12 protein-coding genes, 1 tRNA gene and 1 riboswitch are annotated in these 12,137 nt (G+C 70.9%); of the genes, 6 read left to right on the top strand and 7 right to left on the bottom strand.

What is annotated here, in order from left to right; translation table 11 throughout:
* Window positions 1-67 precede the first annotated feature (67 nt).
* Window positions 68-3,247: a transglycosylase domain-containing protein gene (locus ACIP4O_RS11940; RefSeq protein WP_401574189.1), complete on the top strand. Its 3,180-nt coding sequence runs from the start codon at window positions 68-70 to the stop codon at window positions 3,245-3,247.
* A 104-nt stretch (window positions 3,248-3,351) separates the two neighbouring features.
* On the opposite strand, the gene sugE is transcribed toward ACIP4O_RS11940, so the two are convergent.
* From sugE to ACIP4O_RS11925, 3 genes are all read right to left on the bottom strand, one after another.
* On the bottom strand, window positions 3,352-3,672 hold the full coding sequence (gene sugE / locus ACIP4O_RS11935; protein ID WP_361332168.1) for a quaternary ammonium compound efflux SMR transporter SugE: 321 nt from the start codon (window positions 3,670-3,672) through the stop codon (window positions 3,352-3,354).
* A 35-nt stretch (window positions 3,673-3,707) separates the two neighbouring features.
* Window positions 3,708-3,772, bottom strand: a riboswitch (guanidine-III (ykkC-III) riboswitch).
* 53 nt (window positions 3,773-3,825) lie between these two features.
* Window positions 3,826-4,128 carry a co-chaperone GroES gene (locus ACIP4O_RS11930; RefSeq protein WP_361332280.1) on the bottom strand — a complete coding sequence of 101 codons (303 nt, stop codon included), beginning with the start codon at window positions 4,126-4,128 and terminating at the stop codon, window positions 3,826-3,828.
* A gap of 157 nt (window positions 4,129-4,285) precedes the next feature.
* A complete protein-coding gene (locus ACIP4O_RS11925) occupies window positions 4,286-4,615 on the bottom strand; it encodes a DUF3618 domain-containing protein (protein ID WP_361332170.1) in 330 nt (109 codons plus the stop codon).
* A gap of 274 nt (window positions 4,616-4,889) precedes the next feature.
* Between ACIP4O_RS11925 and bcp the strand changes: the two genes are divergently transcribed.
* From bcp to ACIP4O_RS11905, 4 genes are all read left to right on the top strand, one after another.
* A complete protein-coding gene (gene bcp / locus ACIP4O_RS11920; RefSeq protein WP_401574187.1) occupies window positions 4,890-5,369 on the top strand; it encodes a thioredoxin-dependent thiol peroxidase in 480 nt (159 codons plus the stop codon).
* Between the two features lie 121 nt (window positions 5,370-5,490).
* Complete coding sequence (gene proP / locus ACIP4O_RS11915) at window positions 5,491-6,990, top strand: glycine betaine/L-proline transporter ProP (RefSeq protein WP_401574185.1); 1,500 nt, start codon at window positions 5,491-5,493, stop codon at window positions 6,988-6,990.
* Window positions 6,991-7,125: 135 nt separating this feature from the next.
* Window positions 7,126-8,289 carry an HNH endonuclease gene (locus ACIP4O_RS11910; RefSeq protein WP_401574183.1) on the top strand — a complete coding sequence of 388 codons (1,164 nt, stop codon included), beginning with the start codon at window positions 7,126-7,128 and terminating at the stop codon, window positions 8,287-8,289.
* Between the two features lie 16 nt (window positions 8,290-8,305).
* Window positions 8,306-8,389 (top strand) — tRNA-Leu (locus ACIP4O_RS11905).
* Between the two features lie 54 nt (window positions 8,390-8,443).
* On the opposite strand, the gene rdgB is transcribed toward ACIP4O_RS11905, so the two are convergent.
* From rdgB to ACIP4O_RS11885, 4 genes are all read right to left on the bottom strand, one after another.
* Window positions 8,444-9,046 carry an RdgB/HAM1 family non-canonical purine NTP pyrophosphatase gene (rdgB, locus tag ACIP4O_RS11900; RefSeq protein ID WP_401574181.1) on the bottom strand — a complete coding sequence of 201 codons (603 nt, stop codon included), beginning with the start codon at window positions 9,044-9,046 and terminating at the stop codon, window positions 8,444-8,446.
* Window positions 9,047-9,080: 34 nt separating this feature from the next.
* Complete coding sequence (locus tag ACIP4O_RS11895; RefSeq protein ID WP_361332182.1) at window positions 9,081-9,473, bottom strand: hypothetical protein; 393 nt, start codon at window positions 9,471-9,473, stop codon at window positions 9,081-9,083.
* 150 nt (window positions 9,474-9,623) lie between these two features.
* Entirely contained in the window at window positions 9,624-10,349 is a 726-nt protein-coding gene (gene rph, locus ACIP4O_RS11890) for a ribonuclease PH (protein ID WP_401574178.1), read from the bottom strand.
* A gap of 75 nt (window positions 10,350-10,424) precedes the next feature.
* The gene (locus tag ACIP4O_RS11885) at window positions 10,425-10,658 is read right to left on the bottom strand and encodes a glucose PTS transporter subunit EIIB (protein WP_008745947.1); all 234 of its coding nucleotides are present in this window, start codon (window positions 10,656-10,658) and stop codon (window positions 10,425-10,427) included.
* Window positions 10,659-10,806: 148 nt separating this feature from the next.
* Here ACIP4O_RS11885 and ACIP4O_RS11880 point away from each other — a divergent pair, with 148 nt between their 5' ends.
* On the top strand, window positions 10,807-12,099 hold the full coding sequence (locus ACIP4O_RS11880) for a PTS transporter subunit EIIC (protein ID WP_401574176.1): 1,293 nt from the start codon (window positions 10,807-10,809) through the stop codon (window positions 12,097-12,099).
* Window positions 12,100-12,137: the final 38 nt, after the last annotated feature.

Raw genomic sequence — 12,137 nt, 5'->3', positions numbered from 1 at the left:
ACCGCCCCGCGCCTCGGTGCGTACGTGGGCACCGGGTGCACGAAGCGAAGCAGGAGTTCCGCACAACATGACCGACGAGCCGCAGCAGCACGGCGACGGCGACCACACCGGGGACGGCACGACATCCCGGAAGCAAGAGGCCGGGACGTCCCGGCGCGACGAGGGGAACGAGCGGAGGGAATCACGCGAGGGACAGGCGGCGGCGCGGAAGACGGCGGGGGACGAGCCGGGAGGGACGGCGGAGGCGGTCCCCGGCGGTACGGAGCCGGGGGCGGGGGCCTCGCGTGCCGCGAAGCCCGTACCGGGAGCGACGCCTGACGCCTCGAAGGCGCGGGGCGCCGAGGCGGGGGCCGCGAAGCCCGGCTCGGGCCCGGAAGCGCACGCGGACGCCCACGCCGATACGGACGCGGACGCCGCCCAGCGGCCCAAGACGGCTTCCGACGCGAAGCCCGCACCGGACGCGAAGCCCGCACCGGACGCGAAGTCCGCACCGGACGCCAAGCCCGACGCCAAGGGGACGCGGGACGCCAAGCCCGCCCCGAGCGCGAGCGACAAGCCCGCCCAGGAAGGCAAGGCGGCGCAGGACGGCAAGGCAGCGCAGGACGGCAAGGCGGACGCCAAGCCCGCCCCGAGCGCCAAGACCGCCCCGAGCGCGAAGCCCGCCCCCGCCAAGCCCGCCCCCGCCGATCCCCCGAAAGAGATCCCCGCCGAACGCACGACCCAGCTGCGAGTCCCCGGCAACGAGGACGCCCCGCGCCGCAAGAAGACCGGCCCCCCGAAGGCCGGTCCCGCGAGCGCCGGTCCCGCGAGCGCGGGGGCCGCCGCGGCCGCCGGCGCGCCCGGCACTCCCCCTCCCCCCGGCGACACCGGCACCACCGCCATGGCCGCCGACGACGGCGACGGACCCGAGCAGCCCAAGAAGAAGGGCCGCAAGTCCCGCAAGCGCAAGGGCTGGCGCCGCCTCTTCCCGACCTGGCGCATGACCCTCGGCGGACTCGTCCTGCTGATCGTGCTCCTCGGCGGTGCCTTCGCCGTCGGCTACGCGACCACCGACATCCCCGAGGGCAACCAGGACGCCCAGCTCCAGAGCAACGTCTACTACTACGCGGACGGCACCCTCCTCGCGCGCGACGGCACCGTCAACCGCGTCAACGTGAAGCTCTCCGAGATCCCCAAGTCCGTCCAGCGCACCGTGCTCGCCGCCGAGGACCGCGACTTCTACACGGAGTCCGCCGTCGACCCGACGGCCATGGTCCGCGCCGCGTGGAACACCGCGACCGGCAAGGGCAAGCAGTCCGGCTCGACCATCACGCAGCAGTACGTCAAGAACTACTACCTGGACCAGGACCAGACGGTCACCCGGAAGGCCAAGGAGTTCTTCATCTCGCTCAAGCTCGACCGCGAGAAGAGCAAGGACGAGATCCTGGAGGGCTACCTCAACACGAGCTACTTCGGCCGCAACGCCTACGGCATCCAGGCCGCAGCGCGCGCCTACTACGACAAGGACGTCGGCCAGCTCACCGTCCCCGAGGGCGCCTACCTCGCCTCGCTCCTCAACGCGCCCTCCGCGTACGACGTCGTCGTCTACCCCGAGAACAAGCGCGCCGCCGAGGCCCGCTGGTCCTACGTGCTCGACGGCATGGTCAAGCAGCACTGGATGACGCAGGCCGACCGCGCGAAGGCGAAGTTCCCGACGCCCAAGGAGCCCACGAGCACCAACTCCTCGCTCTCCGGCCAGCGCGGCTACCTCGTCGAGGCCGTCAAGAACTACCTCGCCGAGAACGGCATCGACAAGAACCACCTCACCAACCAGGGCTACCGCATCACCACCACGTTCAAGAAGAGCAACCAGGACGCCCTGGTCAAGGCGGTGGACGACCAGCTCATCGACAAGCTCGACAAGAAGAACCGCCCCGCCGACCGCAACGTCCGCGCGGGCGCCGCCTCCATCGACCCGAAGACCGGCCAGGTCGTCGCGATGTACGGCGGCATCGACTGGGTGAAGCAGTACACGAACAACGCGACCCGCGCCGACTTCCAGGTCGGCTCGACGTTCAAGCCCTTCGTCTTCACCTCCGCGCTGGAGAACCACTCCACGACGCAGGACGGCCAGACGATCATGCCCGCCACGATGTACGACGGCACCAGCAAGCGCCCCGTCAAGGGCAGCTCCATCCCGTTCAGCCCCGAGAACGAGGACGAGCGCGACTACGGCCGCATCCCGGTCAGCGTCGCCACCGACAAGTCCGTCAACTCGGTGTACGCGCAGATGGCCGTCGATGTCGGTCCCGCGAAGGTCAAGAAGACCGCCGAGGCCCTCGGCCTCGCCAAGGGCACGCCGTCCCTGGCCCCGTACCCCTCGATCGCGCTCGGCACCGCCACCCCGAGCGTGCTGCGCATGACCGAGGCGTACGCGACGCTCGCCAACCACGGCAGGCACAACTCCGCCCAGCTCGTCGTCAAGATCACCGACCGCGACGGCAAGCGGGTCGAGCTGCCCGGCCACCACTCCACGCAGGCGGTGCGGCGCACGGCGGCCGACACCACGACGTCCATCCTCCAGAGCGTCGTCGAGAAGGGCACCGCGATGGCCGCGCGCGGCGCCGGCCGGCCCGCCGCGGGCAAGACCGGCACCGCAGAGGAGGACACCGCCGCGCTCTTCGCCGGGTACACCCCCGACCTCGCGACGGTTGTCTCGGTCATGGGCCAGGACCCGAAGACCGCCAAGCACGTCCCGCTCTACGGAGCACTCGGCGTCGCCCGCATGAACGGCGGCGGCCCGCCCACCGAGATCTGGTCGCAGTACGTCAAGCAGGCCCTCAAGGGCAAGAAGGCACACGACTTCGACCTCAAGCTCGCCAAGGGCGCCAAGCGCAAGCCGCCCGTCTCGCAGGCACCGAGCAGCAGCAACAGCCCGAGCACGGGAACGAGCCCGAGCAACCCGACCGCCTCGACCCCCGCCGACGACGGCCAGAACGGCACGGGCCAGCAGAACGGCACGGGCGCCACGGGCAGCACTCCGTCCGGCGGCCCCGTGACACCCCCGGGCGGCGGTGAACCGACCGGCGGCGCCACCGACCCGGGCGGCGACACCGCGGGCACAGGGCCCGGCGGCACCGACCCGGGCGGCGACAGCGCGGGCACGGGACCGGGCGGCGCCGGGGACCCGGGCGGCGCGAACGGCGACCCGGGCGGCGGCGAACAGCCCGGCGGCGGCACCCCGGGCGGCATCCTGGGCGGCGGCTGACCGCACGCGGGCATCCCGGCGGCGGCCGACCGCACGCGGGAAGCCCGCCCCCGTACGTACGAGAGCGGGCGCCGTCCACCCGGACGGCGCCCGCTCCCCGTACCTCAGTGCCCCGAGGTGAGCTTCAGCCCCACCACGGCCACCACGAGCAGCGACACGAAGAAGATCCGCGCCGCCGTCGCCGGCTCACCGAGCACCACCATGCCGAGCACCGCCGCACCGGCGGCGCCGATCCCGACCCACACCCCGTAGGCCGTACCGATCGGCAGCGTCTTCGCCGCGTAGGCGAGCAGCAGCATCGAGGCGACGATCCCCGCGCCCGTGAAGAGACTCGGCACGAGCCGCGTGAAACCGTGCGTGTACTTCATGCCGATCGACCAGGCCACTTCCAGCAGACCCGCGATGATCACAGCGATCCACGCCATGACGGGACACCTCCGAACGAAAGAACGCGAACAGGGGTGCGTCGTCTTTCGTGACCCGGTACGGCGCGTCTCGTCGGGGTACTTCCGAGGCTAGCAACACCGAGGGCCTCGGGGCGGTGACTCCTGTCACCACCCCGAGGCCCTCGGCGAACGTCAGAGATACAGCCCGGTCGAGTCCTCCGCGCCCTCGAAACGGTCGGCCGCCACCGCGTGCAGGTCCCGCTCCCGCATCAGTACGTACGCGACACCGCGCACCTCCACCTCCGCGCGGTCCTCCGGGTCGTAGAGCACCCGGTCCCCCGGCTCCACCGACCGCACGTTCTGCCCGACCGCCGCCACCCGCGCCCAGGCGAGCCGCCGCCCCACCGCCGCCGTCGCCGGAATGACGATCCCGCCGCCCGAGCGACGCTCCCCCTCGGGGTTGTCGCTCCGCACCAGGACGCGGTCGTGCAGCATCCGGATGGGCAGCTTGTCGTCATGGGCCTGCGTGTCGTGGGCCTGGTTCGTGCCGTGGTTCTCGCTCACGCCAGGAAATCTAACCCGGGACCCCGCACGGCCGGTACGGAACCCCGGGACCCGGGGCACCGGCCGGCATCCGGCCCCCCGGGCCGCGTCACTTCTTCCGGCCCTTGCGCCCCGAGGCGACCACGAGCCCGACCACGCCCACCACCAGCACAGCCGCCGGCACGATCCGCTCCAGGCGCGGGCTGCCCTCCTCGTCCACGAACTTCGCGCGCACCCCGTTCAGTGTGCGGTTCACCTCCACGTACGCCCGCCCGAGGGTCTGATCGACCTTCGCCGTCGCCTTCGCCTTCGCATCGCCCGCGATCGTCTTCGGGTGCACACGCACCCCGATCTCGTCGAGGGTCTCGGCCAGCAGCACACGCCGGCGCCTGATGTCCGCCTCGATCTCCGCAGGGGTCCTGGCATCCGCTTCCGACACCGCGTTGCCTCCGTCGTCGTGTCCCGGGGCCCTTGATCGGGGACACCCGTCGCTCCTGTGCACTCTCCGCGCCCCGCACGGGGCCCGTAGCACGACAGTCTGTCAGCTGTACCGCCCGCGCACCCCTCGGCACCCCCTGTACGGACCGGACGAGGGGACCGCGGGAGCCGTACGAGGACACCGCGGGAGCCGTACGGGGCCGCCCGGCTCGCCCGCGCGCTGGCTTAGGCTCGGCCGCGTACCCCGTACCCCTCCCCGGAAACAGGAGCACCCCATGAGCGAGCGCCTTCAGCCCGGCGATCCCGCCCCCGACTTCACCCTTCCGGACGCCGACGGCAAGGAGATCTCGCTCTCCGCGCGTCGCGGACGGAAAGTGATCGTCTACTTCTACCCCGCCGCGCTCACCCCCGGCTGCACCAAGCAGGCGTGCGACTTCACCGACAACCTCGACCTCCTCGCCGGCGAGGGCTACGACGTCATCGGCGTCTCGCCCGACAAGCCGGAGAAGCTCGCGAAGTTCCGCGAGAAGGAGGACCTGCGCGTCACGCTCGTATCGGACCCGTCGAAGGCCGTCATGGAGGCGTACGGCGCCTTCGGCGAGAAGAAGCTCTACGGCAAGACCGTCACCGGTGTGATCCGCTCCACGATCGTCGTGGACGAGGAGGGCAAGGTCGAGCGCGCCCTCTACAACGTCAAGGCCACCGGTCACGTCGCGAAGATCATCCGTGATCTGGGTCTCGCCGAAACCGCCTGAAACCGGACATAATTGTCACTCTCGGTAGCCGGATCGGTGCCCCCTGAACGAGTTTGTTTGAGCGCGGCGGAAGCGCGCAGGTGTTCAGCTTGGCAATAGGACCTGCGAAAGGAACACCGTGATGGCGGCGACCGACAACGACGAGCCGGTGGTGGACCCCGCCGCGGTCAGACGCCACCGGGTGCTCTTCCGCGCGATCGACAAACGGCGCAATCCCAAGCTGCGCCGCAGCGACATCACCGTGACCGACGAGGCGGCGGTCAAGCGGGCCACCAAGGCGGCCATGCTCGGCAACGCCATGGAGTGGTACGACTTCGGGATCTACAGCTATCTCGCGTCGACGCTGGGCAAGGTGTTCTTCCCCTCCGGGAACGACACCGCCCAGCTCCTCTCCTCCTTCGCGACCTTCGCCGTGGCCTTCCTCGTCCGCCCCATCGGCGGCGCCTTCTTCGGCCCCCTCGGCGACAAGATCGGCCGCAAGTCGATCCTCGCCATCACGATGATCATGATGTCGGTCGGCACCCTCGCGATCGGCCTCATCCCCTCGCACGCCACGATCGGCATCTGGGCCCCGGTCCTGCTCATTTTCTTCCGCCTCGTCCAGGGCTTCTCGACGGGCGGCGAGTACGGGGGCGCCTCGACGTTCATCGCCGAGTACGCGCCCGACAAGCGGCGCGGCTTCTTCGGCAGCTTCCTCGAATTCGGCACCCTCGCCGGATACGTGGCGGCCTCCGGCCTCGTCGTCCTGCTGACGACCTTCTTCAGCGACGACCAGATGCTCCACTGGGGCTGGCGCATCCCCTTCCTCGTCGCGGCACCGCTCGGCTTCATCGGCCTGTGGCTGCGGATGAAGCTCGACGAGACGCCCGCGTTCCAGAAGCTGGAGGGCGGCCAGGTACGGGCGAGCGAGGCCGCCGACGCGGTCGAGACCTCCGCCGTCTCCGACCTCGGCAAGATCTTCACGCGGTACTGGCGCCCGCTGCTCCTGTGCCTCGCGCTCGTCGCCGCGTACAACATCACCGACTACATGCTGTTGTCCTACATGCCGACGTACCTCTCCGACGAACTCGGCTACGGGACCAACAAGGGGCTGCTGATCCTGCTCCTCGTGATGGTCGTGCAGATGTGCCTGCTCCAGCAGGTGGGCCGCCTCTCGGACCGCGTGGGCCGCAAGCCGCTCCTGATGACCGGGATGATCGGCTTCCTGGTCCTCTCCCTCCCGTCCTTCCTCCTCATCCGCCAGGGCAGCGTGTTCCTGATCGCCCTGGGCCTGCTCCTCCTGGGCCTCTCCCTGGTCTGCCTCCTCGGCACGATGTCGGCGGCGCTCCCGGCGATCTTCCCGACGCAGGTCCGCTACGGCTCCCTCTCGGTCTCCTACAACCTGGCCACCTCGATCTTCGGCGGCACGACCCCTCTCGTGATCACCGCCCTGATCAGCGCCTTCGACACGAACCTGATGCCGGCCTACTACGCGACGGCGGCGGCCGTGGTGGGCGTGATCGCGGTCCTGTGCCTGAAGGAAACGGCCAACCTCCCCCTCGCGGGCTCGCCCCCGTCGGTGGAGACGGAGGAGGAGGCGGCGGAACTCGTCCAGGCCCAGACCCCGGAACCGAGGTTCTGACGATCGGCTGATCCGACCTGTGTGAAGAGGAACGCCCCGTACCGGTGAAGGTGCGGGGCGTTCCGCTGTTCGGGGTAACCGGGGTCGAACGGGTGTCGTTGTGGGGGGTGGACGCTCGATCGAACGGGGTGCGGGATGGCGGTCAGGTATACGGACGAGGAGCTGCGGGGGGCCTTCGCGGGGGCGGTGGCTTGGGGGGAGGTGATGGAACGGCTGGGAGCGGCCCCGCAGAACGTGGGGCAGCGCAATCACGTACGGAGCAGACTGGAAGCGCTGGGCTACGACCTGGAGGCTTTGGAAGAGCGGTTGCCCGACTGGACACGCAGGGAACTCTCGGAGGCCGTGGCCGCTGTCACGAGCTGGAAAGGACTCGCCCGGCACCTCGGCGTCCGCCCCACCGCCGGACGCTGCCGCACGCTGCGTCGGCGCGTGGCCGCGGACGGCATCAGTACGGACCACTTCACACAGCGCGCCGTCAAGTACGGCAACGAGGAACTGGCGGAGGCGGTACGAGACGCATCCAACCTCCGCGAGGTCGCGCTCGCCCTCGGCGCGGTCCCGGCCTCGGGGACGCTCTCCCACCTGTCACGGCGCATCGTCGCCGCGGGGATCAGCACCGCGCACATGCCGCGCCTCCGTCCGCCTGATGCTCCGCCGGAGCCCACGATCACGGAACTGCGCGCGACGGCGGCCGAGGTGAACAGCGTCCCCGGGCTGGCCCGGGCCCTCGGCCTCGGCGACGACACGCGCACGGTCGGCGCCCTCCGGCGCCAGATCGCCGAGCACGACATCGACACCCGTCACTTCGTCAAGAAGCAGCTCCCCCCGCTCCCCGAGGCCGAGGTCCGCGAGGCCGTGGCCCGCTGCACGAGCTACGCGGACGTGGCCCGCGCGCTGAGGCTGCCGCTGGGCGGGACCACACATCGCCGGGTGCGCGGCGCGATCGACCGGCTCGGCCTGGATACGAGCCACTTCACCCGGCGTCCCTGGGCAGCGCCCTGCCCCGCACCGGCGTCCCCCAGGGCCGCGCTGCTCCGGGTCCACCCACCCACGGCCACCCGCATCTCCCGCGACCGCCTGCACCCCGCGCTCCAGGCGCTGGGCCGCCCGTACGCATGCGCCCGCTGTGGCAACGCCGGACACTGGGACGGCGAGCCGCTGGTCCTGCACATCGACCACGTCAACGGCGACTGGCACGACAACCGGGCGGATAATCTGCGGTACTTGTGCCCGAACTGCCACGCGTTGACGGAGACGTGGGGGCGGCGATCACGCCGGACCGATCCCCAGGCCATCTAGTAGGCTCGGTGTACTCGCGGCCGTGCTGGAACTGGCAGTCAGGCCCGGTTTAGGTCCGGGTGGGAGAAATCCCGTGTGGGTTCGAGTCCCACCGGCCGTACGGGAAAAGGGGCGCCCTGCAGGGCGCCCCTTCCTCGTACCGCCGAGAGCGCTCTCACCCCACCAGTTCCCGCACCACCGGCGCCAGCGCCCGGAACGCCTTCCCCCTGTGGCTGATCGCGTTCTTCTCCGCCGGGGTCAGTTCGGCGCAGGTGCGGTCCAGGCCCTCCGGCTCAAGGATCGGGTCGTAGCCGAAGCCGTTCTCTCCGGCCGGTTCCGGGCGGAGGGTGCCGCGGAGGTGGCCCTCGACCACGCGTTCCGTGCCGTCCGGGAGGGCCAGCGCCGCCGCGCAGGCGAAGCCGGCCGCGCGGTGCTCGGGGGCGATGTCGGAGAGCTGGGCCAGGAGGAGGCGCAGGTTCGCCTCGTCGTCGCCGTGGCGGCCCGACCAGCGGGCCGAGAAGATGCCGGGGGCGCCGCCCAGGACGTCGACGCACAGGCCCGAGTCGTCGGCGACCGCCGGGAGGCCTGTCGCCCGCGCCAGGGCGTGCGCCTTCAGGAGGGCGTTCTCCGCGAACGTGACGCCCGTCTCCTTGACGTCGGGGATCTCCGGGTACGCGTCGGCACCGACGAGTTCGTGCCCGAGCCCCGCCTCGCTGAGGATGGAGTGCAGTTCGGTGACTTTGCCCGCGTTGCGGGTGGCGAGGATGAGACGGCTCATGGACGCCAGTATTCCGCAAGGGGAACCGCGCAGGTCACGGGGTGCAGACCTTCGTCAGCTCACCCGCCGCGTCGGTGAGCGGGTCGAGGTCGGGTGTCTCGTCGCCGCTCGCGACATCGGCCCGTACCGTGTCGACGGCCTTGCCGAGTCCGTCGAGCGCCTGCTTGAGGTCGGCGTCGTCGGCCTTCTTGCCGAGGGCGTCGAGGTCCTTGTCGATGGCGGTGAGTTCGGCGTCGGGGTCGAGGGGGTCGTTGCCGAGGCTGTCGGCGGACTGCTGGAGGTTGGTGACGTGGTCCGCGATGGTGTCGGCGGTGTGGACGCAGTCGAGCGCCTTCTGCGCGGCGTCGCAGGCGGTGAGGCCCAGCAGCGGGAGGGCGGCCAGGAGGAGGGCGGCGGCGGTGCGGCGGGCTCGGCGGTGCGCGGGCATGAGCGGGCGGTCCCTTTCGTCCACGGCGGATCGAGACCCGGAGGAGTGGCCTCCTCCGGGTCTCCGTCATGCGGGATGACGCCGTGAACGATTGTTCGGTTGCTCGTGGCCCGTACTTCGCTTGGTGTTTTCTTTACCCGAGCGGTCGGCTCAGCCTTCGAGCGCCTCGCGCTGCTGGGCCGCCAGGTCCGCGCAGCCCGCGCTCGCGAGGTCGAGGAGCGCGTCGAGTTCGGCGCGGTCGAAGGGGGCGGCCTCGGCGGTGCCCTGGACCTCGACGAAGCGGCCGTCGCCGGTGCGGACGACGTTCATGTCGGTCTCGGCGCGCACGTCCTCCTCGTACCGCAGGTCGAGGTACGGGACGGAGTCGACGATGCCGACGGAGACGGCGGAGACGGTGTCGCGCAGCGGGACCCGTCCGGCCTTGACGAGCTTCTTGCCCTGCGCCCAGCGGACGGCGTCGGCGAGGGCGACGTACGCGCCGGTGATGGCGGCGGTGCGGGTGCCGCCGTCGGCCTGGAGGACGTCGCAGTCAAGGACGACGGTGTTCTCGCCGAGGGCGCGGGTGTCGACGACGGCGCGGAGGCTGCGGCCGATGAGGCGGGAGATCTCGTGGGTGCGGCCGCCGATCTTGCCGCGCACGGACTCGCGGTCGCCGCGGGTGTTGGTGGCGCGCGGGAGCATCGCGTACTCGGCGGTGACCCAGCCCTCGCCGCTGCCCTTGCGCCAGCGCGGCACGCCTTCGGTGAAGGAGGCGGTGCACAGGACGCGGGTGTCGCCGAAGGAGACGAGTACGGAGCCTTCGGCGTGCTTGCTCCAGCCGCGTTCGATGGAGACGGGGCGGAGCTGGTCGGGGGTGCGGCCGTCGATGCGTGACATGCGGCTGAGCCTAGTTGGTCGTGGGGGACACCCGGCACGCCTGGTCGGCGTCCCCCGTACCGCGCGGTGCTCGGGTCACATCATGTCTTCGATGTCCGCGGCGATGGGGTCGGCGTCGGTGCCGATGACGACCTGGATGGCGGTGCCCATCTTGACGACGCCGTGGGCGCCGGCGGCCTTGAGCGCGGCTTCGTCGACCTTGGAGGCGTCGTAGACCTCGGTGCGCAGCCGGGTGATGCAGCCCTCGATGTCGCTGATGTTGTCGAGGCCGCCGAGTCCGGCGACGATCTTCTCCGCCTTGCTGGCCATGCGCCACGCTCCTTGTGCCCGGTGCTCCGTGATGGGGGTTTTGTCACGTTAACTCACCGTTGGCCCATCTTCACGGGCGGCGGCTGCCGGGGTGCCGAATCATGACGCTCAGCAGGGGCGCGGCCCGGGCGGCACGGGAGGTAAGTGGATGAGCGCGGCGACGAGTGCGGCGACGGCGGGTCCCGGTCCCTGGGAAAAGTTCTTCCAGGGCCTGCAGAAGATGGGGCGTTCGCTCCAGTTGCCGATCGCGGTGCTGCCCGCGGCGGGGATTCTCAACCGGCTGGGTCAGCCGGACGTCTTCGGCGACGACGGCCTGGGATGGACGAACGTCGCGAAGGTGATCGACGCGGCGGGCGGGGCGCTGCTCGATTCCACGCTGGGGCTGCCGCTGCTGTTCTGCGTGGGTGTCGCGATCGGGATGGCGAAGAAGTCGGACGGTTCGACGGCGCTCGCGGCGGTGACGGGGTTCCTGGTCTTCTACGCGGTGCTCCAGGCGTTCCCGGTGGACTGCCCGAAGGGGCAGGAGGCGGTGGACGGGGGGTGCGTCGACTACGCGGGGAAGGCGTTCACGGCGGCGACGTACCAGAATCCGGGGGTGTTCGGCGGGATCGTGATCGGGCTGATCTCGGCGTATGTGTGGCGGCGGTTCTACCGGACGAAGCTCGTGGACTGGCTGGGGTTCTTCAACGGGCGGCGGCTCGTTCCGATCCTGATGGCGTTCATCGGGCTGCTGCTCGGAGGGCTCGCGGCGTGGGCGTGGCAGCCGATCGGGGACGGGCTGACGAGCTTCGGGGAGTGGTTGTCGGACGCGGGGGCGTGGGGTTCGGGGGTGTTCGGGGTCGCGAACCGGGCGCTGCTCGTGGTGGGGCTGCACCAGTTCCTGAACACGTTCGTGTGGTTCCAGTTCGGCGACTTCAAGGCATCGGACGGGGACATCGTGCACGGGGACATCAACCGCTTCCTGGCGGGTGACCCGAGTGCGGGGCAGTTCCTGACGGGGTTCTTCCCGATCATGATGTTCGCGCTGCCCGCCGCCGCGCTGGCGATCACGCACTGCGCGAAGCCGCACCGGCGCAAGGAGGTGGGCGGGCTGATGCTGTCGGTCGCGCTGACCTCGTTCGTCACGGGGATCACGGAGCCGATCGAGTACTCGTTCCTGTTCGTGGCGCCGTTGCTGTACGCGGTGCACGCGGTGCTGACGGGCGTCTCGATGGCGGTGTCCTGGGCGCTGGGGGCGAAGGACGGTTTCAGTTTCTCGGCGGGGCTGATCGACTACGTCATCAACTGGTCGCTGGCGACGAAACCGTGGCTGTTGCTGATCATCGGAGCGTGTGCGGCGGTCGTGTACTACGTGGTGTTCCGCTTCGCGATCACGCGGTTCGACCTGAAGACACCGGGGCGGGAGCCGGAGGAGGAGTTGGAGGACGAGACGCGGGCGTGAGGGGGCGGGCGATACGTTCCCCCGGCGGTACGGGTCGG

Origin of the sequence: Streptomyces sp. NPDC088923 (genome assembly GCF_044749745.1) — a bacterium.
Classification (GTDB): Bacteria; Actinomycetota; Actinomycetes; order Streptomycetales; family Streptomycetaceae; genus Streptomyces.
Note: the sequence above shows the minus strand (reverse complement) of the source record. Positions and strands in the feature narration are given on the sequence as shown.

Coding starts and splice junctions, on each gene's coding strand:
- ACIP4O_RS11880 (WP_401574176.1), top strand. CDS start 10,807: ATGAGCGCGGCGACGAGTGCGGCGACGGCGGGTCCCGGTCCCTGGGAA.
- ACIP4O_RS11895 (WP_361332182.1), bottom strand. CDS start 9,473: ATGCCCGCGCACCGCCGAGCCCGCCGCACCGCCGCCGCCCTCCTCCTG.
- proP (WP_401574185.1), top strand. CDS start 5,491: ATGGCGGCGACCGACAACGACGAGCCGGTGGTGGACCCCGCCGCGGTC.
- ACIP4O_RS11940 (WP_401574189.1), top strand. CDS start 68: ATGACCGACGAGCCGCAGCAGCACGGCGACGGCGACCACACCGGGGAC.
- ACIP4O_RS11910 (WP_401574183.1), top strand. CDS start 7,126: ATGGCGGTCAGGTATACGGACGAGGAGCTGCGGGGGGCCTTCGCGGGG.
- rph (WP_401574178.1), bottom strand. CDS start 10,349: ATGTCACGCATCGACGGCCGCACCCCCGACCAGCTCCGCCCCGTCTCC.
- bcp (WP_401574187.1), top strand. CDS start 4,890: ATGAGCGAGCGCCTTCAGCCCGGCGATCCCGCCCCCGACTTCACCCTT.
- sugE (WP_361332168.1), bottom strand. CDS start 3,672: ATGGCGTGGATCGCTGTGATCATCGCGGGTCTGCTGGAAGTGGCCTGG.
- ACIP4O_RS11885 (WP_008745947.1), bottom strand. CDS start 10,658: ATGGCCAGCAAGGCGGAGAAGATCGTCGCCGGACTCGGCGGCCTCGAC.
- ACIP4O_RS11930 (WP_361332280.1), bottom strand. CDS start 4,128: ATGCTGCACGACCGCGTCCTGGTGCGGAGCGACAACCCCGAGGGGGAG.
- rdgB (WP_401574181.1), bottom strand. CDS start 9,046: ATGAGCCGTCTCATCCTCGCCACCCGCAACGCGGGCAAAGTCACCGAA.